Origin of the sequence: Sulfitobacter sediminis (assembly GCF_040811725.1) — a bacterium.
In the GTDB taxonomy this organism is placed as follows: Bacteria; Pseudomonadota; Alphaproteobacteria; order Rhodobacterales; family Rhodobacteraceae; genus Sulfitobacter; species Sulfitobacter sediminis.
Map to the genome: position 1 here is coordinate 91,803 of NZ_JBFNXX010000001.1, position 25,093 is coordinate 116,895.

26 protein-coding genes and 1 pseudogene are annotated in these 25,093 nt (G+C 62.6%); 17 read left to right on the forward strand and 10 right to left on the reverse strand.

The genetic code is table 11. The features are described 5' to 3' along the window. The first annotated feature begins 54 nt into the window (after positions 1-54). A complete protein-coding gene (locus AB2B41_RS00445; protein ID WP_367875759.1) occupies positions 55-309 on the forward strand; it encodes a GlsB/YeaQ/YmgE family stress response membrane protein in 255 nt (84 codons plus the stop codon). A 64-nt stretch (positions 310-373) separates the two neighbouring features. Beyond that, on the forward strand, positions 374-712 hold the full coding sequence (locus AB2B41_RS00450) for a hypothetical protein (RefSeq protein WP_367875760.1): 339 nt from the start codon (positions 374-376) through the stop codon (positions 710-712). 42 nt (positions 713-754) lie between these two features. On the opposite strand, the gene AB2B41_RS00455 is transcribed toward AB2B41_RS00450, so the two are convergent. After that, a complete protein-coding gene (locus tag AB2B41_RS00455; protein ID WP_367875761.1) occupies positions 755-1,849 on the reverse strand; it encodes a Hint domain-containing protein in 1,095 nt (364 codons plus the stop codon). 242 nt (positions 1,850-2,091) lie between these two features. Here AB2B41_RS00455 and dapE point away from each other — a divergent pair, with 242 nt between their 5' ends. The 5 genes from dapE (at position 2,092) to AB2B41_RS00480 (ending at position 7,882) form a co-directional block, all read left to right on the forward strand. Further along, complete coding sequence (gene dapE, locus AB2B41_RS00460) at positions 2,092-3,237, forward strand: succinyl-diaminopimelate desuccinylase (protein WP_367875762.1); 1,146 nt, start codon at positions 2,092-2,094, stop codon at positions 3,235-3,237. Beyond that, positions 3,234-3,650 carry a GNAT family N-acetyltransferase gene (locus AB2B41_RS00465; protein ID WP_367875763.1) on the forward strand — a complete coding sequence of 139 codons (417 nt, stop codon included), beginning with the start codon at positions 3,234-3,236 and terminating at the stop codon, positions 3,648-3,650. The genes dapE and AB2B41_RS00465 overlap by 4 nt, the downstream gene beginning before the upstream one ends. Then, the gene (locus AB2B41_RS00470) at positions 3,647-4,231 is read left to right on the forward strand and encodes a TIGR04282 family arsenosugar biosynthesis glycosyltransferase (protein ID WP_367875764.1); all 585 of its coding nucleotides are present in this window, start codon (positions 3,647-3,649) and stop codon (positions 4,229-4,231) included. Before AB2B41_RS00465 ends, AB2B41_RS00470 begins: the two co-directional genes overlap by 4 nt. Positions 4,232-4,251: 20 nt before the next feature. After that, entirely contained in the window at positions 4,252-6,516 is a 2,265-nt protein-coding gene (gene rnr, locus AB2B41_RS00475) for a ribonuclease R (protein ID WP_367875765.1), read from the forward strand. A gap of 187 nt (positions 6,517-6,703) precedes the next feature. Beyond that, positions 6,704-7,882, forward strand: coding sequence for a lytic murein transglycosylase (locus tag AB2B41_RS00480; RefSeq protein ID WP_367875766.1), 1,179 nt, complete (start codon positions 6,704-6,706; stop codon positions 7,880-7,882). A 61-nt stretch (positions 7,883-7,943) separates the two neighbouring features. Here AB2B41_RS00480 and AB2B41_RS00485 read toward each other — a convergent pair whose 3' ends face one another. Continuing rightward, positions 7,944-9,341, reverse strand: a complete 1,398-nt coding sequence (locus AB2B41_RS00485; protein ID WP_367875767.1) for an aspartate aminotransferase family protein — start codon at positions 9,339-9,341, stop codon at positions 7,944-7,946. Positions 9,342-9,426: 85 nt separating this feature from the next. Further along, the gene (locus AB2B41_RS00490) at positions 9,427-10,116 is read right to left on the reverse strand and encodes a GntR family transcriptional regulator (RefSeq protein ID WP_367875768.1); all 690 of its coding nucleotides are present in this window, start codon (positions 10,114-10,116) and stop codon (positions 9,427-9,429) included. Between the two features lie 146 nt (positions 10,117-10,262). Between AB2B41_RS00490 and AB2B41_RS00495 the strand changes: the two genes are divergently transcribed. Genes AB2B41_RS00495 through AB2B41_RS00515 form a run of 5 tightly spaced genes read left to right on the forward strand, consistent with a single transcriptional unit; the run spans position 10,263 to position 15,576 of the window. After that, complete coding sequence (locus AB2B41_RS00495; protein ID WP_367875769.1) at positions 10,263-11,348, forward strand: polyamine ABC transporter substrate-binding protein; 1,086 nt, start codon at positions 10,263-10,265, stop codon at positions 11,346-11,348. A 46-nt stretch (positions 11,349-11,394) separates the two neighbouring features. Then, positions 11,395-12,555, forward strand: coding sequence for an ABC transporter ATP-binding protein (locus AB2B41_RS00500; protein ID WP_420014274.1), 1,161 nt, complete (start codon positions 11,395-11,397; stop codon positions 12,553-12,555). A 2-nt stretch (positions 12,556-12,557) separates the two neighbouring features. After that, positions 12,558-13,433: an ABC transporter permease subunit gene (locus tag AB2B41_RS00505; protein ID WP_367875771.1), complete on the forward strand. Its 876-nt coding sequence runs from the start codon at positions 12,558-12,560 to the stop codon at positions 13,431-13,433. Continuing rightward, the gene (locus AB2B41_RS00510) at positions 13,430-14,248 is read left to right on the forward strand and encodes an ABC transporter permease (protein WP_367875772.1); all 819 of its coding nucleotides are present in this window, start codon (positions 13,430-13,432) and stop codon (positions 14,246-14,248) included. The genes AB2B41_RS00505 and AB2B41_RS00510 overlap by 4 nt, the downstream gene beginning before the upstream one ends. Continuing rightward, positions 14,248-15,576, forward strand: coding sequence for an NAD(P)/FAD-dependent oxidoreductase (locus AB2B41_RS00515; protein WP_367875773.1), 1,329 nt, complete (start codon positions 14,248-14,250; stop codon positions 15,574-15,576). The genes AB2B41_RS00510 and AB2B41_RS00515 overlap by 1 nt, the downstream gene beginning before the upstream one ends. Before the next feature lie 5 nt (positions 15,577-15,581). On the opposite strand, the gene AB2B41_RS00520 is transcribed toward AB2B41_RS00515, so the two are convergent. Continuing rightward, positions 15,582-16,244 (reverse strand): flagellar hook capping FlgD N-terminal domain-containing protein, encoded by a 663-nt coding sequence (locus AB2B41_RS00520; RefSeq protein WP_367875774.1) that lies wholly within the window; start codon positions 16,242-16,244, stop codon positions 15,582-15,584. 11 nt (positions 16,245-16,255) lie between these two features. After that, positions 16,256-17,791 (reverse strand): flagellar hook-length control protein FliK, encoded by a 1,536-nt coding sequence (locus AB2B41_RS00525; protein ID WP_367875775.1) that lies wholly within the window; start codon positions 17,789-17,791, stop codon positions 16,256-16,258. 169 nt (positions 17,792-17,960) lie between these two features. On the opposite strand from AB2B41_RS00525, the gene AB2B41_RS00530 reads away from it, so the two are divergent. After that, positions 17,961-18,191 (forward strand): rod-binding protein, encoded by a 231-nt coding sequence (locus tag AB2B41_RS00530; RefSeq protein WP_420014277.1) that lies wholly within the window; start codon positions 17,961-17,963, stop codon positions 18,189-18,191. Beyond that, positions 18,127-18,486: a flagellar biosynthesis protein FlgN gene (locus tag AB2B41_RS00535; protein WP_367875777.1), complete on the forward strand. Its 360-nt coding sequence runs from the start codon at positions 18,127-18,129 to the stop codon at positions 18,484-18,486. Before AB2B41_RS00530 ends, AB2B41_RS00535 begins: the two co-directional genes overlap by 65 nt. 183 nt (positions 18,487-18,669) lie before the next feature. Here AB2B41_RS00535 and AB2B41_RS00540 read toward each other — a convergent pair. Beyond that, positions 18,670-18,786 (reverse strand): annotated as a pseudogene (locus tag AB2B41_RS00540) (chemotaxis protein MotB); the annotation flags it as partial. 140 nt (positions 18,787-18,926) lie between these two features. Here AB2B41_RS00540 and AB2B41_RS00545 point away from each other — a divergent pair. Continuing rightward, the gene (locus tag AB2B41_RS00545) at positions 18,927-20,165 is read left to right on the forward strand and encodes an MFS transporter (RefSeq protein ID WP_420014275.1); all 1,239 of its coding nucleotides are present in this window, start codon (positions 18,927-18,929) and stop codon (positions 20,163-20,165) included. Here the strand turns inward: AB2B41_RS00545 and trhO are convergent. Then, positions 20,131-21,024 carry an oxygen-dependent tRNA uridine(34) hydroxylase TrhO gene (trhO, locus tag AB2B41_RS00550; protein WP_367875778.1) on the reverse strand — a complete coding sequence of 298 codons (894 nt, stop codon included), beginning with the start codon at positions 21,022-21,024 and terminating at the stop codon, positions 20,131-20,133. The two genes, AB2B41_RS00545 and trhO, sit on opposite strands and share 35 nt — an antisense overlap. A gap of 86 nt (positions 21,025-21,110) precedes the next feature. Here trhO and pncA point away from each other — a divergent pair, with 86 nt between their 5' ends. Further along, positions 21,111-21,704, forward strand: a complete 594-nt coding sequence (pncA, locus tag AB2B41_RS00555) for a bifunctional nicotinamidase/pyrazinamidase (RefSeq protein WP_367875779.1) — start codon at positions 21,111-21,113, stop codon at positions 21,702-21,704. On the opposite strand, the gene AB2B41_RS00560 is transcribed toward pncA, so the two are convergent. Both AB2B41_RS00560 and AB2B41_RS00565 read right to left on the reverse strand, forming a co-directional pair. Then, positions 21,701-21,991: a DUF1330 domain-containing protein gene (locus AB2B41_RS00560; RefSeq protein WP_367875780.1), complete on the reverse strand. Its 291-nt coding sequence runs from the start codon at positions 21,989-21,991 to the stop codon at positions 21,701-21,703. The genes pncA and AB2B41_RS00560 overlap by 4 nt on opposite strands. 77 nt (positions 21,992-22,068) lie before the next feature. Next, the gene (locus tag AB2B41_RS00565) at positions 22,069-22,722 is read right to left on the reverse strand and encodes an NYN domain-containing protein (protein WP_367875781.1); all 654 of its coding nucleotides are present in this window, start codon (positions 22,720-22,722) and stop codon (positions 22,069-22,071) included. A 130-nt stretch (positions 22,723-22,852) separates the two neighbouring features. Between AB2B41_RS00565 and pncB the strand changes: the two genes are divergently transcribed. Then, complete coding sequence (gene pncB, locus AB2B41_RS00570; protein ID WP_367875782.1) at positions 22,853-24,145, forward strand: nicotinate phosphoribosyltransferase; 1,293 nt, start codon at positions 22,853-22,855, stop codon at positions 24,143-24,145. On the opposite strand, the gene AB2B41_RS00575 is transcribed toward pncB, so the two are convergent. Continuing rightward, positions 24,118-25,029, reverse strand: a complete 912-nt coding sequence (locus AB2B41_RS00575) for a DMT family transporter (protein ID WP_367875783.1) — start codon at positions 25,027-25,029, stop codon at positions 24,118-24,120. The two genes, pncB and AB2B41_RS00575, sit on opposite strands and share 28 nt — an antisense overlap. Positions 25,030-25,093 lie beyond the last annotated feature (64 nt).

Below are 25,093 nucleotides of genomic sequence, written 5' to 3' on the forward strand. Positions count from 1 at the left end.
GAACTTCCAGGCGGGCTGCGCGTTCTGCTGTCATCAAATGACAGGAGAATTCGAATGACTGGTCTTGGATGGTTTGCCGCGCTTATCGTTGGTGGCCTTGCCGGATGGCTGGCCGAGAAGTTCATGAAGCGCGATCACGGGCTCTTGCTCAACATCTTCATGGGGATCGTGGGGGCGATGCTGTTCAACGCGATCCTCGTCTTCATCTTTGGCTCGACGCTGGGCGGCTGGATCGGTCAGCTTTTCGTGGGCTTCGTCGGGGCCTGCATCCTGATCGCGGCCATCACTGCGCTGCGCAAGGACGCCTGAGGCTTTTCAACTTCTCCGATCCGCGCTAGGGCTGCCTTCTCATTCCCAGAAGGCAGCCTTTTTCATGTCCGAGGCCGGAAAGTCCAAGAAGAAGTCGAAACAGCAGGTCTATACCCTTCTGGTTCAGATCGGCAGGAAGCACGGCGATGGTCTGCCGGAAAAGGCCACCGGGGCCGCACTGATGTGTTTCGCCTCCGGTGTGGATGAGGCGGAAGCGGTGCGAGAGACGGTTGCCATCCTCAAACAGGCGGATACCAACCCGCTTGATGTCACGGGCTACGGCACGCTTGCCGAACGCGAGGCCGAGGGGCAGGAGATCGACGACGACGAACGCGCGTTGATGCAGCGCGCGCTGGACGAGAACGCGGTGATCGTTGCGCAGATGACGCCGTTCTTCGATTGAGGCGCGGCGGCTCCAGGTTTCCGCCTTACAAGGAAGATCGCCTCAACCCGCCCGTCTGCGGGCGAGGTGGATCGCGTCGTACCACCGCAGGACGTGATACGCGGGGCGCGGATGTTCGGGCAGAAGCGACCGGTCGAAGGCGTGCAGCACGCTGCCAAGCAGGTGTTCGCTGTTGCGCCGGATGCGCCCGATATAGAGGCTCTCGACCGAGGCGCCTGCGGCGATCAGCGTCTCGTGCCGCGGCAGCAGAAGCTGCGTGTAGGTGATCGTCGGCCCGCAGGGTTCCTTGAGCGCGGCAAAGCCGTTCACGAGGTGACGGGCAGGGACAAGCACGGCTTCCTGGCTGAAAAGATACTCCACCTCCGGCCCGTCGATGATCAGCCGCTGGTCCGGCGCAACGATGATATCTTGCTGAAGCCCGAAGTAGGGTGCCCGCAGGCGCACCGGCTGGTAAGAGCCGCGCGCGGGCACGGTGCGCCTGACGGATTGCAGCACGGGAACGGTTCCGTCGTCCCGGGTCAGTACCGTATCGCCGCGCCTGAGCTTGCGCGCGGGTTTGTAGCCCCAGGGCGTCGCCAGCGGCGTTTCGGGCAGCAGGGTCGGCATCGGCCCCACCGGTTCGATCTGGTCCGACAGGGCGGCGAAAACCATGTCGGTGGCGAATGTCTGGTCGCTGCGGCCCAGCATGAGGCCACGGATATCCTCGAGCGTCAGCGGACAGGGATTGTCGATGTAGACGCTGGTGACGGTGGTGTCTTCGGGTTTTTCCAGCGTCATCCGACCCCAGCTGGCGGAGGTATCCCAGGAATAACTGATGCGCACGACGTCCGTCCGGCCCGCCGTCGCGTGCTGGATCGCGGCGTGGCTGATGCGGTCGCCCTGTACCTGCACCATGGCGATGCCGCCGCCGGGGATTGCCTGGAAGGTCAGGCTGCGCTGTTGGGGATAGCTGTCCTTGTAGGCAAGGAGGACCTGTGGTCTCCCGTCGGCAGAGAGCCGCGTTTCGAAGACGATGGTGCCCCGTGTCAGTTCAGCTTGCGGATCGTCCGCGATGACGGGCGCGTCCTTTTTATCGATACCGAGACCGCGTCGTGCCAGGCGGCGTTCGTCGTGATCGCATAGGGCGAGCCATGTCATCGGGCAGCGACCCGTGACAAATATCTGCGTTCTGAAATGCCGCAGCGGCCGCCCTTCGGGCGCTTTGTGGGGAACACCGCTCTCATGTCCGCCTCGATCTCAGCCTTTGGCCTTGTTGTTGTCGCCAAGGTATCAGCAGGGGGCGATGCTGTTAAGCTTTTGTTTATCTTCGGCCCTTGGCACCGGGAGCATTTAGCCACAAAACAGGGCAATGACCCATGCCCATAAGCTTAGGAGCCTCCATGACCCCCGTTGATCCCGTCGAGCTGACCGCGAAACTGGTGCGCTGCGCTTCTGTCACGCCTGCGAACGAGGGCGCGCTGGAGGTGCTGGAGGCGCTGCTGAGCGAGGCGGGGTTCGAGTGTGCCTGGGCGGATCGTGGCGGTATCCGGAACCTCTTTGCCCGCTGGGGCAAGAAGGGGAACACGCGTTCCTTTGGATTCAACGGGCACACGGACGTGGTGCCGATCGGCAAGGAAGAGGATTGGTCGATGCCGCCCTTCGGGGCCGAGATCAGGGATGGCGTGATGTACGGGCGGGGGACCACGGACATGAAATCGGGCGTCGCGGCCTTTGCGGCGGCGGCGGTGGATTTCGTACGCGAGACACCGCCGGACGGGTCGGTGATCCTTGCCATCACGGGCGACGAGGAAGGCGATGCCGTCGACGGGACGACGGCGCTGCTGGATCACATGGCGGCGCACGGTGAGCGGATGGATGTGTGTCTGGTGGGCGAGCCGACGTGCCCGTCGAAGATGGGCGAGATGATCAAGATCGGGCGGCGCGGGTCGATGAGCGCCTGGTTCAAGGTGATCGGGACGCAGGGGCATTCGGCCTATCCGCACCGCGCGAACAATCCGCTGCCAGCAATGGTGCAGCTGATGGACCTGCTGGCCTCGCATGAGCTCGATCAGGGGACCGCGCATTTCGATCCCTCGACGCTGGCGGTGGTGACGGTGGACACCGGCAACCCCGCGAACAACGTGATCCCGGGGTCCTGTACGTCCTGCGTAAACATTCGGTTCAACGATACCCACAGCGGGGCGAGCCTGTCGGCATGGCTGGAGGAAGAGGTGGAGAAGATTCGCGCCGAATTCGGCGTGAAGGTCGAGATGAAGATCAAGATTTCCGGGGAAAGCTTCATCACCCCGCCGGGGGAGTTGTCAGGGCTGGTGGCGAAGGCGGTTGAGGCGGAGACGGGTGTGACGCCCGAGCTGTCGACGACCGGCGGCACGTCGGATGCGCGGTTCATCAAGGCGCATTGCCCGGTGGTGGAATTCGGGCTGGTCGGCCAGTCGATGCACCAGGTGGACGAACACGTGGAGGTCGCGCAGATCCATCAGCTCAAGGCGATCTACGGGCGTATCCTGCGCGACTATTTCGCATGAGTTTCAGCGTCGCCCTGACCGACGATCTGGAGACCTGCCTCGCGCTGCGGCGGCTGGTCTTCATGGAGGAGCAGGGGGTTTCGGAGGCGGATGAGATCGACGGGCTGGACCCGGAGTGCCTGCATCTGCTGGCAGTGGTCGACGGTGCCCCGGCGGGGACGGCACGGGTGTATCTGGATGGAGAGGTGGCGAAGATCGGGCGCGTCTGTGTGCTGCGGGAACATCGGGGCACGGGCCTGGGCGCGGCGCTGATCGAGAAGGCCATCGAGGTGTCGAAAGGGAAAGCCGCGCAGGCCAAGCTTGGGGCGCAGACACATGCGCTAGATTTCTACGCGCGGTTCGGTTTTGTGGCCACAGGCCGGATCTATGACGACGCAGGTATTCCGCACCGGGACATGGTGCGCGCGCTGTGAGGCGCACGCTGATCGTCATGGTCAAGGTGCCGCGCGCCGGGTGGGTCAAGACGCGGCTGGCGCGGGATATCGGCACCGTGCGCGCAGCCTGGTGGTTTCGTCATCAGGTGAACGCGCTGTTGCGAAGGGTCGAGGACAAACGGTGGCGTATTGTCCTTGCGGTCGCGCCGGATATCGAAGGTGTGCAGAGCCGCATCTGGCCCCACCGTTTTCCCAGATGGGGGCAGGGCGGCGGCGATCTGGGCGCACGGATGGCGCGCATGCTGCGGGCGGCGGGGGCGGGGCCAGCCTGTCTGATCGGCGGTGATATCCCGGGAATTCGCAGGGAGCATATCGCGGAGGCGTTCGCTGCACTGGGTGCGCACGACGCGGTGTTTGGCCCGGCGGAGGACGGGGGATACTGGTTGATCGGGCTGAAGCACCCAGCACGCCAGCCGACAGGCATCCTTCAAGGTGTTCGGTGGTCCAGCGAACATGCGCTTGCTGACAGCGTGGACACGCTGAAGGGGTATCGCATCGCGCGGGCCGCGACGCTGCGTGATGTGGACAGCGCAGACGATTTGCCCATGACGCGCCCCTAACCCCGTGCTACCTCCAATGCATGAGCAAAATCCCCACCAAGGCCGAGATCCTCGACTGGATCGAGCATAACCCCACGCTGACCGCCAAGCGCGATATCGCCAAGGCCTTTGGGATCAAGGGGGCTGCGCGTATCGACCTCAAGCGCGTGCTGAAGGAGTTGGAAGACGAGGGGCATCTGGAAAAGCGCAAGCGCAGCTATCAGGACCCTGACAGGCTGCCGCCAGTGTCGGTGCTGGTGGTTACGGGGCCGGACAATCAGGGTGATTTGTTCGCCAAGCCGATGGAATGGCACGGCGAGGGGAAGGAGCCTGTAGTGCTGGTGATCCCACGTGCCTCGGACCCGGCGCTGGGCGAAGGTGACCGCATCCTTGCGCGGCTGACGCTGGTCAAGAATCAGGACCATCACTACGAGGCGCGGCTTATCCGCCGGATCGGGACGAACCCCAAGAAGGTGCTGGGTATCTTCCGCAAAGGGGCCGAGGGCGGGCGGATCGTGCCCATCGACAAGGGGCTGGACCGGGAATGGATCGTTGGCGCGGACGCGACCTTTGGTGCCAAGGACGGTGAGCTGGTCGAGGGCGAACAGGCGGGGCCGAAGGGCCGGATGGGCCTGCCGCGCGCGCGGATCATCGAGCGGCTGGGTGATCCTTCGGCCCCCAGGGCGGTGTCGCTGATCGCCATCCACCAGCATGGGATCCCGGACGAGTTCCCCGATGACGTGATCGCCGAGGCGGATGCGCAGAAGCCTGTGGGGCTCAAGGGCCGCGAGGACCTGCGCGACCTGCCGCTGATCACAATCGACCCGTCAGACGCGCGTGACCATGACGATGCCTGCTACGCCCATGCGGATGAGGACCCCAAGAACGAGGGTGGGCATATCATCTGGGTCGCCATCGCGGATGTGGCGGCCTATGTCACGCCCGGCTCGGCCCTTGACCGCGAGGCGCGCAAGCGGGGCAATTCCACCTATTTCCCGGACCGCGTGGTGCCGATGCTGCCCGATCGTCTGTCGGGTGATCTGTGTTCCCTGCACGAAGGTGTGCCGCGCGCCTGTATCGCCGTGCGGATGCAGATCGACGCCAAGGGCAACAAGCTGAGCCACAGCTTTCACCGGGGGCTCATGCGCTCGCCCGCGTCGCTGAATTACGAGGAAGTGCAGGACGCCATCGACGGCAATCCGAACGACCGCTGCGGGCCGCTGCTGGAGCCTGTCCTGAGGCCGCTCTATGCCGCCTATCACGCGCTGGTCAAAGCGCGGAACGCGCGGCAGCCGCTTGATCTGGACCTGCCGGAGCGGCGCGTGGTGCTGGACGAGGACGGGACCGTCAGGTCGATCAACTTCAAGGACCGGCTGGATGCGCACCGGCTGATCGAGGAATTCATGGTGCTGGCGAATGTCGCCGCCGCCGAGACGCTGCTGTCCAAGAAGGTGCCCCTGCTGTTCCGCATCCACGAGGAGCCGACGCAGGAAAAGATCAAGTCCCTGCGCGAGACGGCCGAGGCGGCGGGTTTCACGCTGGCCAAGGGGCAGGTGTTGCAGACCCAGCATCTCAACCGCCTGCTGCACGACGCGGCGGGGACGGACGAGGCGGAGCTGATCAACCTGACGACATTGCGGTCGATGACGCAGGCTTATTACGGGCCGCAGCATATCGGGCACTTCGGGCTCGCCCTGCGGTCTTACGCGCATTTCACCTCGCCCATTCGCCGCTATTCGGACCTGATCGTGCATCGCGGGCTGATCGCGGCGCACGGCTGGGGGAAGGACGGGCTGCGGCCCGAGGATTATGACCAGCTTGAGCAGATCGGCGCGCATATCTCGGACACCGAGCGGCGGTCGATGATGGCGGAACGGGATACGACGGACCGCTACCTTGCGTCTTATCTTTCGGAGCGTGTGGGGAACGAATTCACGGGTCGTATCAGTGGGATCGCGCGGTTCGGCATCTTCGTGAAGCTGGACGAGACGGGGGCGGACGGGCTGGTGCCGATGCGCTCCATCGGGAACGAGTATTTCCATTTTGACGGCGAGGCGCAGACACTGATGGGTGCCGATACCGGGATGATCATCAGTCTGGGTCAGCGTGTGACTGTGCGTCTGGCCGAGGCGGTGCCGGTGACGGGGGGTATCGCGCTGGAACTGCTTCAGCTTGAGGGAGCCAAGGTGCCGCAGGGTGAGCGGCGCTCGCCTGCGGGACGTTCCGGGCCAAGGCGCAAGGCGGTGAAGGCAAAGCGCAAGAAGGACAAGATCAAGCGAAAGGTCGCGCGCCAGCGCCGGCGCTGAGGCAAAAGACCGCGTGACAGGATGCGACGGGCTTTGTCGCGTGGCCGTTCCGGGTTAGGCTGCGGCAGAGCAGTCTTCAGGAATGGAACGTGGCATGGGTTGGCGGACCTCATTTGCAGCGATATGTGCGCTGTCCTGCGCAAGTGTACCGGTGGGGGCGACGGGGCCGGAAACCTCGGTCAGACCGATGGAACGGGCCGCAAGCATCACCCTTGTCGCGGCGGGCGCGCAGCGAATGAGCGACCGTGGGCTTGCCAATTGGGTACAGGCTTTCCGGCCCCGCGCCATTGCCGCCGGGATCAGCGGGGCGACGTTCGACCGGGCGATGTCGGGTGTGCGCTATGATCCCGACATCATCAAGCGGGACCGGAACCAGGCGGAGTTCACCAAGACGGTCTGGGACTACCTCGATACCGCTGTGTCGGACCTGCGGATCGAGAACGGGCGCGCGGCGCTGGGCAATTGGAACGCAACGCTGGATCGGATCGAGGCGCAGTACGGGGTCGAGAAAGAGATCGTTGTTGCGATCTGGGGGCTGGAAAGTGCCTACGGCACCTTTCGCGGATCGGTCGATATCCTGAGCGCGCTGGCCACGCTGGCCTATGATGCGCGACGTGCGGCGTTTTTCGAAAACGAGCTGCTGCAGGCGCTGCGTATCCTGCAGAGCGGCGACACGGTGGCGGCGCGCATGAAAGGCAGCTGGGCGGGGGCGATGGGGCATACGCAGTTCATGCCGTCGTCTTATCAGGCCCATGCGGTCGATTTCGACGGGGATGGCAGGCGGAACATCTGGGAAGACGATCCGACCGATGCGCTGGCCTCGACCGCGGCCTATCTCAAGCATCACGGCTGGACGAAGGGGCAACCGTGGGGGATTGAGGTGCGGCTTCCGAAAGGGTTCGACCACACGCTTGCGGACCGCGAGGATTTGAGGCTGCCAAGCGCATGGGCTGCGCTGGGCGTCACGCCGGTGACCGGCGCTTTGGATGACGCCCATGGCGTGGCCTCTATCCTGCTCCCCGGCGGGGCCGAAGGGGCGGCCTTCATGATCTTTTCCAACTTCGGGGTGATCGAGAGGTACAACACCGCCGATGCCTACGTGATCGGGGTTGGCCATCTGGCGGACCGGATCGCGGGCGGACCAGCGATTGAACAGGGCTGGCCGCGCCGGTTGAGAGCCCTGACCAAGGATGAGCGCATTGAGCTGCAGAAGCGGCTGACTGCGGCGGGGTTCGACACGGTCAAAATCGACGCGAAGATGGGACCGCTGACGATCAACGCGGTGCGGCGGTTCCAGCTGTCGCAGGGGGTGTTGCCGGACGGGTATCCATCACTGGCGGTGCTGGAAAGACTACGCGCTTTGTAGGTCGGACGGGACCGTCCGACCTGTGTTTCTCAATGGACGGGCGGCGGGGTGGAACCCCGCCTTACGAGGCCGCCTTGAGCATGTCCTTTTCCTTGAGGTCCTTGTAGGTCGCATCAAGCGCCTGGCGCGCGCGTTTCTCGAAGACTTCCAGCTCCTCGGGCGTGATAACCAGCGGCGGAGAGATGATCATCCGGTCGCCGACGTGGCGCATCACGAGGTTGTTCTTGAAGCAATGCTCGCGGCAGATGTAGCCGACCGCGCCACCTTCGCTCGCGAATTTCGCGCGGCTTTCCTTGTGCGGCGTGAGCGGCAGCGAGGCCATCATGCCGCAGACGTTCACGCCGCCGACAAGCGGGTGATCGCGCAGGTTCTCAAGGGCTGCATGCAGTGCGGGCATCGCGACGGTGCGTACGTGGGTCAGGATGTCTTCCTCCTGCATGATGCGCAGGTTTTCCAGCGCCACGGCGGCACAGACCGGGTGACCGGAATAGGTGTAGCCGTGGTTGAATTCGCAGGCGTTGATCACCTCGGCCACCTCGTCTGACACGATGGAACCGCCGATGGGCGCGTAGCCAGAGGAAAGGCCCTTGGCGATGGTCATGATGTCCGGCGTGATGTCGAGCGTGTTCGAGCCGAACCAGTTGCCGGTGCGACCAAAGCCGCAGATCACCTCGTCTGCGATCAGCAGGACGTCGTATTTCTTGCAGATGCGCTGGATCTCGGGCCAATAGGTGCTGGGCGGCACGATCACGCCACCGGCACCCTGCACGGGTTCGGCGATGAAGGCCGCGACCTTTTCCGCGCCCAGTTCGAGGATTTTCTCTTCCAGTTCCTTCGCGCGGGCGAGGCCGAAATCCTCGGGCGTGTGGTCGCCGCCTTCGGACCACCAGTCGGGCTGGCCGATATGATGGATGCCGGGGATCGGCATACCGCCCTGCGCGTGCATGTAGGTCATACCGCCGAGAGAACCGGAGCCCATGGAGGAGCCGTGGTAACCGTTCTTGCGGCTGATCACGTGGGATTTTTCGGGATGGCCTTTTTCGGCCCAGTAGGTGCGGACCATGCGCAGGTTGGTGTCGTTCGCTTCGGACCCTGAACTGGCAAAAAAGACGTGGTTCAGGTGGCCGGGCGCCAGCTTGGCCAGCTCCGCGGCCAGCGCGATGGCGGGCACGTGGGTTGTCTGGAAGAAGGTATTATAGAAGGGCAGTTCGTTCATCTGGCGCGCTGCGACCTGGCCCATCTCGGGGCGGCCGTAGCCAAGGTTCACGCACCACAGGCCCGCCATGGCGTCGAGGATTTCGTTCCCGTCGCTGTCGGTCAGATAGACCCCCTTGGCCCGCGTGATCACCCGCGCGCCCTTGGCATTCAGGTCGTTTCCGGTTGTGAACGGGTGCATGTGATGCGCAGCGTCCAGCGCCTGAAGCTCGGCCGTGGGCAGGTGGTTGGTGATCGCGGTCATGATTCGGCGCCTTCTGATAGGGGAGGAGATTTCAGCCGCCAGAATATGATCAAATTATCCGAAGTCAATCGAATCAGGGCGCGGCTCAATCCTCGATCAGGGCGGCTTCGATCTGGCGCATGCCCTGTTCGACATCACCCATCATCGCCATCGCAGCCGCGTCGGCGTCCCCTTGGGCGAAGGCATCCAGAAGGTCGCGGTGGCGGTCAGGCAGGTTGCTGGTGCCGAACCTGCCACAGACGACGCGCAGCGACGGCCCGAAGCGCAGCCAAAGACGGTCGACTGTCGCGCTCATGATCGCGGCCTGGGCACAGTCGTAGATCATCGCGTGGAAACGGTAGTTGTGGGTGAGGTAGCCGCCGATATCTCCCCGCGCGATGGCGGTATTCAGGTCGTTGTCGCATGCCGTAATCGCCTTGAGCTGGGCATCTCCGATGCGCGAGGTGGCCCGGCGCGTAAGCTCCGTTTCCAGGGTTTTTCGCATAAAACAAAGCTCATCCACACATTCCGGGGTGAGTACCGGCACGCTGACGCGGCGGTTTCCCTGCAGAGTCAGAGCGCCTTCGGCAATCAGCCGCCTGAGCGCCTCGCGCACGGGCGTCATGCCTGCGCCCAATTCCGCGGTCAGCCCCTGAATCGTGACCGCCTGACCGGGAGCGAGATCGCCGAACAGGATCATTGCGCGCAATTTCTCGTAGACAAGCTGATGGGCGGGTGTCTTGCCCGCCTCCGCTGCCATAAACGGATTGGTCGATGTGAATACGTCCACGTTCATCCTGAGCCGCCCATTTTTTGCGCTTGCGCTGTCATCTTGCGCAGGTGTTGCTTGCGTGAAAGCATAAAGTATCTTGCCGGTAGAGGCAAAACTTGATCAAATTGCGCGAATGCCGGGATAAACCCGGCACCGAATGGGAGTAAAACATGATTAACCGTATCCTTGGTGGCGTCGCGGCTGCCGCCCTGATGGCCGGTGCTGCCGTGGCTGACGAGGTCCGCGTCTACAACTGGTCCGACTATATCGACGAAAGCCTGCTGGAGAAATTCGAGGCAGAGACCGGCATCGACCTGATCTACGACGTCTTCGACAGCAACGAGGTTCTCGAGACCAAGCTGCTGGCCGGCGGCTCGGGCTATGACGTGGTGGTGCCATCGGGCACTTTCCTGCAGCGGCAGATCCAGGCGGGCGCATTCCAGAAGCTCGACAAATCCAAGCTGCCCAACATCGAAAATATGTGGGACGTGATCGAGACGCGCCTTGAGAAGTACGACCCCACCGGCGAATACGCGATCAACTACATGTGGGGCACGACCGGCCTTGGTGTGAACATCAACAAGGTCAAGGAAGTGCTGGGCGATGACGCCCCGGTGAATTCCCTGGCGATGGTGCTTGATCCTGCCAACATGGAAAAGCTGGCGTCCTGCGGCGTGCATTTCCTTGACGCGCCTGCCGAGATCATTCCGGCGACGCTGGCCTACATCGGCGAAGACCCAGATAGCCAGGACCCGGATGTGATCGCCAAGGTCGAGCCGGTGCTGACGGCCGTCGCGCCCTTCGTGCAGAAGTTCCACAGCTCGGAATACATCAACGCGCTGGCCAACGGCGATATCTGTGTCGCGGTTGGCTGGTCCGGGGATATCCTGCAGGCCCGTGACCGCGCCGCCGAGGCCGACAATGGTGTCGAGATCGAGTATTATGCACCCAAGGAAGGTGCGCTGATGTGGTTCGACAACATGGCGATCCCGGTTGATGCGCCGAACCCCGAGGCCGCGCACACCTTCCTGAACTTCATCATGGATGCGCAGAACATGGCGGCGGCATCGAACTACGTGTACTACGCCAACGGCAACAAGGCGTCTCAGGAGTTTCTTGAGGAAGACGTGATCGGTGACACGGCGATCTATCCCGATGAGGAGACGCTGCAGAACCTCTACACCACATCGCCCTATGGCCCGAAGGTGCAGCGGACCGTCACCCGCATGTGGACCAAGATCAAGTCGGGCACCTGATGCCGACTTTGGGGGGCGCGGCACTGGATTGCCGCGCCCTTTTTCTATGCCTCTCGACGACCAAAGGGATGCCCCACCCGTGAGCCAGACCGTCTTTGCCCCTTGGGACGATCCCAATGAAAAACCCCTGATCCGATTTCAGAACGTCACCAAGCGGTTTGGCGAATTCGTCGCCATCGACGATCTGACGCTGGATATCTTCGAAAAGGAATTCTTCGCGCTGCTGGGCCCTTCGGGCTGCGGCAAGACGACGATGATGCGCATGCTTGCCGGGTTCGAGACGGTGACAGAAGGCAAGATCGAATTGGCCGGTCAGGATATCGGTCCGGTGCCGCCGAACGAGCGGGCCGTGAACATGATGTTCCAGTCCTACGCGCTGTTCCCGCATCTGAGTGTCTGGGACAACATCGCCTTTGGTCTGCGCCGCGACAAGAAGAGCAAGGCCGAGATCGAGGCGCGCGTGGAAGAAATGCTCAAGCTCGTGCGGCTTGAGAAATTAGCCGGGCGCAAACCGCACCAGATTTCCGGCGGTCAGCGGCAGCGCGTGGCGCTGGCCCGGTCGCTCGCGAAGGCGCCGAAGCTGCTGTTGCTCGACGAGCCGCTTGGGGCGCTGGACAAGAAGCTGCGGCAGGACACGCAGTTCGAACTGATGGATATTCAAGAGACAACCGGTACCACTTTCGTCATCGTGACACATGACCAGGAAGAGGCGATGACCGTGGCTTCCCGAGTGGCGGTGATGGACGAGGGGCGGATCATCCAGGTGGCGACGCCCGCGAATATCTATGAGTACCCGAATTCCGTATATGTTGCCGATTTTATCGGCGACGTGAACATCATCACCGGCAAGGCGACACCCTCCGGCGCGGAGGAATACAAGCTGGACTGGGCCGAAGGGCTGGAACCGATCACCGTCAGCACCCAGAAAACCTTCAGCGCCGGTCAGGAGGCGCATCTGGCGATCCGGCCCGAGAAAATCCGTATCTCGACCGAAAAGCCTGAGGACATGCCGAACGCCTTTCAGGGCAAGGTTCTGGACATTGCCTATCTTGGCAATCTCAGCACGTATCACGTTGAATTGCCCACTGGGCAGATCATCAAGGCGCAGACCGCAAACACACGCCGCATCGCACGACGGGACATCACCTGGGAAGATCCGGTGTGGATCTCCTGGAGCGCCACGGCAGGCGTGATGCTGGAGCATTGAGGATGCGCAGGGCTGCTCTGATCGCTGTACCCTACGCCTGGCTGCTGGTGCTGTTCCTGGCACCATTCCTCATCGTCCTGAAAATCTCGCTTTCGGATGCGGCGCTTGCCATCCCGCCTTACACACCGACGCTGAGGGACGGGTTGTCGGCGATGCTCGCCGAGCTGGATTTCGAAAACTTCGTTTTCCTCACGGAAGACGATCTTTACTGGAAAGCCTACCTCAGCTCTCTGCGCATCGCGATCCTCTCCACCTTCCTCACGCTGCTCGTCGGCTATCCCATCGCCTACGGCATGGCCAAGGCGCCCGAGGAATGGCGGCCGACGCTGATGATGCTGGTGATCCTGCCTTTCTGGACCTCGTTCCTGATCCGCGTCTATTCCTGGATGGGCATCCTCAGCAACGAGGGGCTGTTGAACCAGCTTCTGACCTGGCTGGGGATCATCAGTGAGCCGCTGACGATCCTCAATACCAACCTCGCGGTCTATATCGGCATTGTTTACACCTACCTGCCCTTCATGATCCTGCCGATTTACGCAGCACTGGACCGGCTCGACGGTTCCCTGATCGAGGCGGCGGAGGACCTTGGCTGTTCCAAGATGCAGGCCTTTTGGCTGGTCACTATCCCACTGTCGCGCAACGGTATCATTGCGGGGTCTTTCCTTGTCTTCATCCCGGCGCTGGGTGAGTTTGTGATCCCCTCGCTGCTGGGCGGTTCGGGCACGCTGATGATCGGCAAGGTGCTGTGGGAGGAATTCTTCAACAACCGCGACTGGCCGGTCGCCTCTGCCGTGGCGGTGATCCTGCTGCTGATCCTCGTTGTGCCCATCGTGCTGTTCCAGCGGAACCAGCAGAAACAGCAGGAGGCCGAGCAATGAACAGGCTGAGCTGGTTCAATGTCACCTCGCTGACGCTGGGATTTGCGTTCCTCTACCTGCCGATGCTGGTGCTGATCTTCTACAGCTTCAACGCCTCCAAGCTGGTGACGGTCTGGGCGGGGTTTTCGACCCGGTGGTACGGGGAATTGTTCCAGAACGAGGCCTTCCTTGATGCCGCATGGGTGACGCTGAAGGTGGCAGTGGTGTCCTCGACCTTTGCCACGGTGCTGGGCACGATGGCTGCCTATGTGCTGGTGCGGGGCGGACGGTTCTTTGGCCGGACGCTGTTTTCCGGCATGATCTACGCGCCGCTGGTGATGCCCGAGGTGATCACCGGCCTGTCACTGCTGCTGCTTTTCATCGGGATCGGCCTGGACCGGGGTGTGCTGACCATCGTGCTGGCGCATACGACCTTTTCGATGTGCTATGTCTCGGTCGTTGTGTCCTCGCGGCTTGTGACATTCGACCGCTCGCTGGAGGAAGCGGCGCTGGATCTGGGGGCGACGCCCTGGGATTCCTTCCGGTTGGTGACACTGCCGATCATCGCGCCTGCGGTGATTTCCGGCTGGTTGCTGGCCTTCACGCTTAGCCTTGACGATCTGGTGATCGCGTCCTTCACCGCCGGACCCTCGGCCACGACGCTGCCGATCAAGATCTTCTCGGCGGTGCGCCTGGGGGTCTCGCCCGAGATCAACGCGCTCTCGACGATCATGATCCTGGTCGTGACCGTCGGGGTGATTACCGCCTCGCTCATCAGCAAGCAAAACGCTGTCCGCGCGCAAAAGGATGTACAGGCGGCTGAGCGCGCCAACTGATGCGGCGCATCTACCCGGATTTTGCCTATTCGGACCAGCCGCGCGCCGGGTGCTGGTGGGATGAAACGGATCGGCTGCCCGAACGTCCCAGCCTCGACGGGAGCCTGGGCTGCGACGTGGCGGTGATCGGAGGTGGATTTACCGGTGTGTCTGCTGCGCTGAGCCTCGCGGAACAGGGGGTGTCGGTCGCGGTCCTGGAAAGCCGTTTCATCGGGTGGGGGGCATCGGGGCGTAACGGCGGCTTTTGCTGTCTGGGCGGTGGCATGCTGCAGGACAAGGCGTTGGACCGGCGGTTCGGGCGCGAGGGGCGTCTTGAATGGCGTCAGACAGAAGTCGCCTCGATCCGCTTCGTCGAAGACCTGATAGAGAGGCTACGCCTGGATGTGGACCGGCATTCGGCGGGCGAGACGCAGCTTGCGCACCGGCCATCGGATTTCGAGGAACTGAAGGAAGATGTCGCGTACTACGCCGAGAATTACGGGGTCGAAGCGCAGCTGACTCCTCCCGCCTCGCTTGAGGCGGAGGGGATGAACGCGGGCTTTCACGGGGCGATTACCGTGCCCATTGGCTTTGGGCTGAACCCGCGCAAGTATCTCAACGGGCTCGCTGCCGCAGCGGAACGGGCGGGCGCGCGGCTTTTCCACGACACACCGGTCTCTGGTATCGAAAGACAAGCTGGGGGTTATCGGCTGCGCACGCCGGCGGGGGATGTGACGGCCGAACGCGTGATTGTCGGGACGAACGGCTATTCCGCCGAGGATATGCCGCCCTGGCTGGCGGGCCGCTACATGCCCACGCAGTCGAGCATCATCGTCACCCGGCCGCTGACCCAGTCAGAACTGGGCGCGCAGGGCTGGACCAGTGCACAGGCCAGCTACGACACGCGGCACCTGCTGCATTATTTCCGGCTGATGCCGGACAACCGCATGCTTTTCGGTGTGCGCGGGGGGCTGATGGCGACCCCGGCGTCGGAGGCACAGGCGATTGCGCGGGCGCGGGCGGATTTTGAGCGGATGTTCCCGGCCTGGCGCGAGGTCGAGACTCCGCACGCCTGGTCCGGCATGGTCTGCATCGCGCGGGACCGCATGCCTTACGTCGGTCCCGTGCCGGGGGAGCCGGGGATGTTCGTCAGCCTTTGCTATCACGGCAACGGTGTCGCGATGGGCAGCTATTGCGGCGCGCTGCTGGCCGATCTGGTTTGCGACAGGGAGCCGAAGCAGATTTATCCACGGGCGGTGCAGCGTCCGCTGGCCAAGTTCGAACTGGGTCCACTGCGCCGGGCGATCATGCCATTCGCCTACGCGAGCTTTGCGCTGCGCGACCGTTAGGTGATCTATTGCGGTTCGCGCAGCCCGGTCACGCTGGACGAGGGGATCGTGGCTCCGCTTTCGAGGATCAGCAGTATCTCCTGCCCCTGCAGCCGCGCCTCGGTGATGCGGGCATAGGTGCCAATCGGCTCTGTCCCGATCACTTCGCCGCGTGACCGGCTTTCGACCTCGAAACTGTAGAGGCCGCTTGGGAAGGGGCGGTTGTCGTTGGAAACGCCTGCCCATTGCACGGGATCCGATGCCAGGGGAAGGTTCAACCGTTGCACAACCTGTCCTCTGTCGTCCTTGATGACCAGGAAGGCTTCATCCGCCGTGCGGGCGGGGGCGGGATTGAGCGTGACGGGTGTGCCATCGAAATAGACTGGCGCGGTCGACAGTGCTTCCATCCCGATCCATCCCGCCATCTGCGCCATGGAGCCTGCGCCGAGCTGTGCCGCGAGGGACCTCAGCAGATCGTTCGACAGAACCTGCTGTTCGACCATCGAGAATTGGGCAAGCTGTGCCGCGTATTCGGAGGAATCGATGGGTTCGAGCGGATCCTGAAAACGGGCCTGTGCCGTAAGCATCCGCAGAAAGGTTTCGAAGTCGGAGGACAGAACGGAACTGGCCTGCGACCCGGCTGCGGCAACGGATGGGGGCAGGGTGCCTAGAGGGGCGGTGGCGTCCATTGTTTTCCCTTTCAGAGCCGCAGGTCGAGGCCGGTGGTGCGGGTGGCGTCGAGGTCAACCGTCAAAGGACCAGTGGCTTCTGTCTCTGATCCGGGCCCCGCATCTTTGTCCCCGGCGATGCGTTCGTTGAAGTCCGAGGGCTGGTCGGCCCCGCTGCCGCCCGCGAAGGAAAAGGCGATGTCGCTGTATCCGATTGCGGTGAAGGCGGTTTCAAGCGCGTTGATATGACGCCGCATCAGGTCGATCGTTTCGGCGCGTTCCGCGAAGACGTTCACGACGATGCCTGCTTCGGAAGAGGAAACGGCAAGGCGGACACGGCCGAGTTCTTCGGGGCTCAGAGATATCTCGACCGGTCGGCCCGGAAGTTGATGAATCGCTTCGGCGATCTGGCGTGATACGTGCTGCGCCATTTCCGTACGGTTAAGTATGGTACTGGCTTGTGACGTTGCTTGCTGGACGTGCGCATCGGTGCGTAGCCCTACTGGCAGCTCTGCCTCGAATGCCGGGGGTAAGTGGAAAGGGCTTTCCTTGCCGCTTCCCGTTAGAGAACCGCTGTTGGTCGGGGCCAATTGCGCCATCGGGACTTTCAAATCGGCGCGTGAGATCCTGCCGGGGGAAGGGCGTTCTGCCGAAATGGCAGACGGGGGATCAATAAGATCCCGCCGGGCGGCAGGGCGCGTCGCCGGGTTGTGAGAGGTGATGATCGCGTGCAGCGATGGGGCTGTAAGCGTCCTTGGGACGGACGGCGTTTCTGCCCGCAGTGACGGTTGAGCCCATTGAACTGGCTGCGATTCGCCTTGGGCCGCCAGCGTAGGAGGCGGGCCGCTTTTTGCAGGGACAAGGGGCCCTGAAGCTGCGAGGGTATCGGGCCGTTTCGACGAAGATGTTCCAGGGGCCGAAACATAAGGCCCTCTGTCCGTTGCACTGGGCCCTTGGGTTGCGGAAGCGGGCAAGGGTTGAGAAGTGGGCGCGGTCGAAAGGATTGCGTTTGCCGGATTGGCTGGCTTCGGGAGTGGTGCCGGCACGTCACCTTCGGCGGTGTTCTGAATGGTGTTGCTATGGCCTTCGGCTGCGGTCAGGTTGCGCAGCGCCGAACCGGATGCCTTCCCTTCAATTCCCTCAACTGACCGGGTCGAAGACAGGAGGCGGGGTTCGGTGGTCTGAAGGAGGTTGGTCCCGGCTTTAGCAACCGGCGCCGGCTTTTCCGGCAAAATCTCGGCCAGCTGGTCTTGAGCTTTTGGCGACTTGCCATCTGCGGGGGCTGTATCTTTCTCGGCTTCGGAAGCAGCGGGCGTGGCTTCTGGCATAGGGGCTCCGTTCGGCGTTCTGATATGTTCTTCCGAGACCTGACGGAACACGGCAGAAAACGCCTCAATAGCGAGAGCTGCCTCACCTTCGCCGCGGTCGGGGACACGCGGGGCGTTGGTTCTTTCGGCCTCCGCCGGGGGGGAGATACCCATGGGCTGCGCGGCAGCGCCAGCAATCAGAATGGGGTGCAAGTTGTCCTCCGGGATTCGTCGCCGATGCCCGGACTTATCGGCGAACATCCTTACCCGTTGTTTACCCAAGACGGCGCATGCTGGGAAAAATGGACCGCAATTTAGGAACATGCCGATGCAGCCGCTCGATCCTGTCCTGTCTCGCCCGTCGCCGGAACCCGCGAGCCAGCGCCTGCGGACCGTCGCGCAGGAGCTAGAGGGGAGTTTTCTTGCGGAAATGTTGAAATCAGCCGGTTTCGGAGCCGCGAGAGAGGCCTTTGGTGGGGGCGCGGGAGAGGATCAATTCGCTTCCTTCCTAGTGCTGGAACACACACGGCAAATCGTCCGCGCCGGCGGTATCGGACTGAGCGAATCAATTTACGAAGCTTTGAAGGAGCATGAGAATGACGGGCAAGAAAGGCGCGATGCCGCTGACGGAGCTGAGAGAGCTTCTCGATCAGGAGCGTGAGGCGCTGCTGAAATGCGATCTTGAGAAATTGAGTGCGCTTCTAGTGCCAAAGGAGGCGCTGATCGATGCGCTGAACGTGGGGCCGCAGCCCGACGGCGAGGCGATCAAGCAACTCGACCGGAAAGTGCAGCGCAACCAGCTGCCTATGGACGGGGCACTGGAAGGTATTCGCGCAGTGTCCGCACGCCTTGCGAAGTTGCGCGAGGTTAAGGGTGCGCTGGAAACCTATGGCGCGGATGGCCGGAAACGCGACCTTCCTTCGCCAGTCGAAAGCTCGGTCGAGCGTCGCGCGTGAGCTTTGATTAAAATGTGTTCAAATTGGGCGCCCGATCTTCAGGATTCGTTAACACACTGCCGCCATGAAAAGCCCCGCACCCGAGGTCGGGTGGCGCATCGTCTTACAGCATAAGCGCATGCATTGGTCAGAACGACATGTCGTCTAGCCCCTGGGGGGTGGGACATAACGGACGCAAAGCGTCATTGACTGAAGGAACATGCTTATGGCAACTTTCCAGGCACCCCCATGATGCCCGCCGCCGCCCACGACCTTTTTCCGTTTGATGATGACTGGCGCCGCATTTGCCTGCGCACCCATCTCCACCACCTTTATTCACCCGGGCGCGGTGGTAACAGGGCGGGTCCTAACGAAGGCTTAACAGCTTCAATTGAGGGCATTTCCGATCCCCCTTGCGGAAAGCCACGGTTTGACGCTTGATGCGGGGGAAAGGACATCCCTTGCAGACCCAAGCCGAAACAGACAGCCGGTATTCCTGGTTCAGGCTGGTCGTCACGATGCTGGTGGCGATCATCGCGAACGCGGGCATGTGGGCCATCGTCGTGATCCTGCCCGCGGTGCAGGCCGAGTTCGGCACCAGCCGCGCCGATGCTTCCCTGCCCTATACGCTCAACATGATCGGTTTCGCGCTGGGCAATTTCGCGCTGGGCCGCGCGCTCGACCGCTTCGGGGTCACGACCTCGCTGATCCTCGCCGCGCTGGGCATCGTGGGCGGGCTGATGATCGCGGTCCTGTCGCCTTCCATCGCGGTGCTGTCTTTTGCGCAGTTGATCATCGGCTTCGCTTCGGCGGTTGGTTTTGGACCCTTGATTGCCGATATCTCTCACTGGTTCGTGCGCAGGCGCGGGATCGCCGTTGCGCTGGTGGCAAGCGGCAATTACCTGTCGGGCGCGATCTGGCCCATGGTGCTGGCGGGCGTCATGCAGGAAAGCGGCTGGCGCGTGGTCTATACGGTGATGGCCTTCGTGACCTTCGCGGGGGTCATCCCGCTGGCGCTGCTCTTGCGGCGACAGGTGTCGTCCGAGACTCACGCGAGTGCCCATGCGGCCTCGTCCCTGAATGCGCAATCCGCGGGGCTAAGCCCACGCACGCTTGCCTATATCCTCGGCTTCGCGGGTATCTGCTGCTGTCTCGCCATGTCTATGCCCCAGGTTCACATTGTCGCCCTTTGCGTCGATCTGGGCTTCGGAGCCGCCGTGGGTGCCGAGATGCTGTCCCTGATGCTCTTGGGCGGTGTCGGCTCGCGCATCGTCTCGGGCCTGCTGGCCGACCGTCTGGGCGGTGTGCGCACGCTGCTGATCGGTTCCACCCTGCAGGGGCTGGCGCTGTTTCTCTACCTGCCCGCAGGCGACATCGTCTCGCTCTACGTGGTCAGCCTCGTCTTCGGCCTCTCGCAGGGCGGCATCGTCCCCAGTTATGCGCTCATCGTGCGCGAATACATGCCCTCGAAAGAGGCGGGCGCGCGGGTGGGATTCGTGATGATGGCGACGATCCTCGGCATGGCGCTGGGTGGCTGGGTGTCCGGGCAGATCTACGATCTCACGGGCAGCTACCACTGGGCTTTCGTCAACGGCATCGTCTGGAACGGCGTAAACGTGGCGATCATGGTCTGGCTCCTGCTGCGCAGCCGTCCGCGCAAGCCGCTTACGCCCGCTTCGCCCGCGCCTCGGCCAGCCTGATCTGCTTCTGCCGCTCGCGAAAGCGGTCCTTGTCCCAGTCGGACGTCTTGTCAAAGCAATGATGGCAACTCACCCCATGCTCGTACTCGGGCCGCTTCATATCCTCGGGCAGGATCGGCTGCCGGCAGCCATGGCACAACAGATGCGGCCCCTCTTTCAATCCATGCCCCACGCTCACCCGCGCGTCGAAGACAAAGCAATCACCCTCCCAGGTGCTCTCCTCTTCTGGCACTTCCTCGAGGTACTTCAGGATACCGCCCTTAAGGTGATAGACCTCCTCGACCCCTTGCCCCAGCAGGTAGTTTGTTGATTTCTCGCAGCGGATACCGCCGGTGCAGAACATCGCGATCCGCTTGTTGTGGAAGCGATCCTTGTTCTGCTCCCACCACTCCGGGAACTCGCCAAACGACTTCGTCTTGGGATCAATCGCCCCTTCAAAGGTGCCGATGGCCACCTCGTAATCGTTCCGCGTGTCGATCACCGCCACATCCGGACTCTTGATCAGTTCATTCCAATCCTTCGCCTCGACGTAATGCCCAACCTTGCTTGCCGGATCGACATCCGGCTGCCCCATCGTGACGATCTCGCGCTTGATCCGGACCTTCATGCGGGGGAAGGGCGGCGTTTCGCTGGTCGCCTCCTTCCACTCAAGATCGGCGCAGCCGGGCAGGGCGCGCAGATGCGCCAGCACCGCGTCGATGCCCGCACGCGGCCCCGCGATGGTGCCGTTCACACCTTCCTTGGCCAACAACAGCGTGCCCTTCACATCCTGTGCAACGCATAGCTCCAGCAGCGCGGGTTTCAGCGCGGCGGGGTCCTCGAACCGGGTGAAATGATAAAGGGCGGCGATCGTGTACATGGGCCGGAAATAGGCCCGGATAGGTCTGTTGCGCAAGGGGGCGGTGGGTTAAAACCCACCTTACGGCCAGCCAGAAAGGATAGCCCATGAAAGCCCTGATCGTGATCGACGTGCAGAACGACTTTTGCCCCGGCGGCGCGCTCGCCGTGCCCGGGGGCGACGGGATCGTGCACGGGATAAACACGCTGATGAACGATTTCGAGGCGGTGGTTCTGACGCAGGACTGGCACCCGGCGGGCCACTCTTCCTTCGCCTCATCCCATTCCGGCAAGAACCCTTACGACCTGACCGAGATGCCCTACGGGCCGCAGGTCCTCTGGCCAGACCATTGCATCCAGGGCAGCCTTGGCGCGAAGTTTCACACCGAACTCCACACCGACCGGGCCGACCTGATCATCCGCAAGGGCTACAATCCGGCCATCGACAGTTATTCGGCGTTTTTCGAGAACGATCACGAAACCCCTACGGGGCTGGAAGGATATCTGCGCACCCGTGGCATTTCCCAAGTGACAATGGTCGGCCTCGCGCTCGATTTCTGCGTGAATTACTCGGCGGTGGACGCGGCGAAGCTGGGGTTTGACGTGACGGTACGCGAGGATCTGTGCAGGGCGATTGATCTGGATGGGTCGCTCGCGGCTGCGCGGCAGGGGATGAAGGCCAAGGGCGTCCGGCTGGCCTAGGCGATGCCTTCCACGATCATCAGATCGGTGTCCGCGCAGGCCTCGCGAACAGCACGTGCTTCGGTGTAACCTTGGGAATCATAGAACCTTCGTGCGGTTTCCACGTCGGGAAACTCGACGACGATTGTCATCGGTTTCGACGCCCCTTCGCGCTGTTCCGGAGATGGATTGCCGACGAGGACTGTGGCCCCGAACTCCTTGAGAACCGGGGCTGAAGCAGCCCGGAATTCTGCGAACATCTCTCTGTCATGCACGTCGATATGAGCGATAATGTAACCTTTGGGCATCGTGTCTTTCCTGACTGATTTCAGAGCACGCTATCACGAACAGCCTCCCTGTGCAGGTCTAACAAAGACCAATTGTCTCATAACCCCTCGAGGATTGGCCTGCCGCCCGCAACGCCGCCCTTGATCAATTTCAGGCCCTTGGCTTGCTGCGCGCGGTCTCCGAACCGGTCGTTGGACACAACCGGCAACTGCTGTTCGCGCGCGAATTTCAGAATAAAGGCATCCGCTTCGGTCCGGGCCGGGCAGACCATGATACGGTTCCGCTTCAGCCCCAACGCCTTGGCAAACCCCTTTTCGTCCAGCGACGGATCGCCAAGGTGATGGCGCGAGGAAGCGTCGAAGAACACGAAGGGCATCATGCCCTTTCCGCGCAGCTGATCCACGACCGAACGCAATGTGCGCAGATCGGCTTCACCGTCCCAATACATCACGTTCGTGCCGTCGATCACAACGTCCGAGGCGGCCCCTGAATGTTGCTCTTTTCCCACCGCCCGACGACGATTGCGCGCCACGTTGAAAAACCGCGCGGCATAGGCGGCAGCCATGGCAATACAGGCGCCAGCACCCCAGTAGGGAAAATTCTCGGGGGAAAATGCGAACGTCGTCGATATGAGCAAGGCCAGAACCGCGGTCCCGGCGAATGTGAGCCAGAACATCCGCGCGAAACAGGTCACATAGCCGACAAGGGCAAGGGCCAGAACTGCGGGCGTCAATATGTCCTGCGGTGTCATCTTCGTCTCCAACCAATACTGTCACACGTTTGACGTGTGATTCTGGCAGCCTTATGACCAGAAAGGAAATCGCCCTTGCCCCCGGCGCAACAGTTTTGCGAAAAAGGCGTGGTTATTCGAGGAACCCCCCATGGTCGACATCGCCACCCGCGTCTGGAACCACAAATGGAAGATCGACCCCATCGTGCGGTCGCTCATCGACACGGATTTCTACAAGCTGCTGATGTGCCAGTCGATCTTCCGCAACAAGCCGGACACGACGGTCACCTTCTCGCTCATCAACCGCTCCAAACATGTCCCCCTCGCCAAGCTCATCGACGAGGGCGAGCTGCGCGAGCAGCTCGACCACATCCGCTCGCTCTCCCTTTCCCGCGGCGAATCCACCTGGTTGCGCGGCAACACCTTCTACGGCAAGCGCCAGATGTTCCGCCCCGACTTCATGGAGTGGTTCGAGGGCCTGCGCCTGCCGCCCTATTACCTTGAGCGAAAGGGCGACCAGTACGAGTTGACCTTCGAAGGCAAATGGCCCGAGGTCATGCTCTGGGAAATCCCCGCTCTCGCCGTGCTGATGGAACTGCGGGGCCGTGCTGTCCTGCACGCCATGGGAAAATTCGAGCTTCAGGTGCTTTATGCCCGCGCCATGACCCGCGTGTGGGAAAAGATCGAGGCACTGCGCGAGATACCGAACCTGTCCATTGCCGATTTCGGCACACGGCGGCGGCATTCCTACCTCTGGCAGGACTGGTGCGTGCAGGCCATGCACGAGGGCCTGGGCAAGGCTTTCACCGGCACGTCAAACTGCAGAATCGCCATGATGCGCGAGCTGGAGGCCATTGGAACGAACGCCCATGAGTTGCCCATGGTTTATGCCGCGCTGGCCGAGGATGACGCGGCGCTGGCCAAGGCCCCCTACGAGGTACTTTCCGACTGGCATGAAGAGCACGAGGGCAACCTGCGGATCATCCTGCCGGACACTTTCGGCTCCAAGGGCTTTCTCGAACACGCGCCGGACTGGCTGGCGGGCTGGACCGGCGTGCGGATCGACAGCGGCGATCCCGCGACCGGGGCGCAGATCGCCATCGACTGGTGGAAGGACCGTGGAGAGGATCCGGGAACCAAACGTGTCATTTTCAGCGACGGGCTGGACGTAGACAAGATCAGGGAGTTGCACGCCCAGTTCGCGGGCAAGGTCAACGTCTCTTTCGGCTGGGGCACGCTTCTGACGAACGATTTCCGCGGGCTTGTGCCCGATGACGCGCTCGCCCCCTTCTCGCTTGTCTGCAAGGCGGTCAGCGCCAACGGGCGCCCTACCGTCAAGCTGTCGGACAATCCCAACAAGGCGATGGGCCCTGCGCAAGAGATCGAACGCTATAAGCGGGTCTTCGGCGTGGGCGATCAGGTCGCCGAAGAGGTTCTGGTCTGATCCCGTCGCAATTGCCTTTCCCGCCAGATGATCGTCAGGCCACCCGCCACGATCAACAGGGCGCCGGGTAACAGTTCTGACCAGGGCGCTTCGTCGTAGAAGAACCAGCCAAGCACGAAGGCGATCGGGATTCCAAAATAGCTGAAGGGTGCCAGATCGCTCTGGTCCGCCATGCGATAGGCAGAAATCAGAAGCAGCACCGCCGATCCACCGAAGGCGCCCATCGCGGCGATCCAGAGCATGTCTTCCATGCTCCCGATGGGCGTGAAACCGCCCGTGAAGAAGGCCAGCAGGACCGCCCCGATGACGGCGATGGTCGAGGAATAGAGGTTGATCAGCGCGGTCGGCACATCCTCGTCGATCAGCCGTGCCGTAACGCCGGTGAGGGCATAGCAAAACGCTGCAAGAAGCGCCATCAGGGCGGCCCACGAAAAGGTGTCGCGTCCGGGCCCGACCACTAGGATCACGCCGGCAAAGCCGATGAGCACAGCGAACCAACGCACCTTGCCGACGTGCTCTCCCAAGATTGGCACGGCAAGTGCTACGAGGAAAAGCGCATTGGCATAGGTGATCGTTGAGGCCGTGGCGAAGGTCAAAACGCGTAAGGAGAAATAGAACGAGAATTGCGCCACCGTCAGCACGGCGCCGCGAAAGAACGCCAGCCGCCACTGGCGCAGCCTGATTTGCCGGCCACGGCGGTGCCATTCCGCCGAGCTCCACAAAACGAAGGCGGCGGGGATCAGGCCGAAAAGGTTCCGCCACGCGGACAACTCGGCTGCGCCATAGTCGGTCGAGAGCCGCTTGATGATCAGCCCCATCGCGTCGAAAAGGCAGATCGCCAAGAGCGAGTAGATGATCGCTAGGGTGGTTCGATTGGTCGGCATCGGGCACTCCGGCGACGAGGGGGATTCGCCGGGAAATCTCCAAGCGCCCGGCATTTATGTCCAA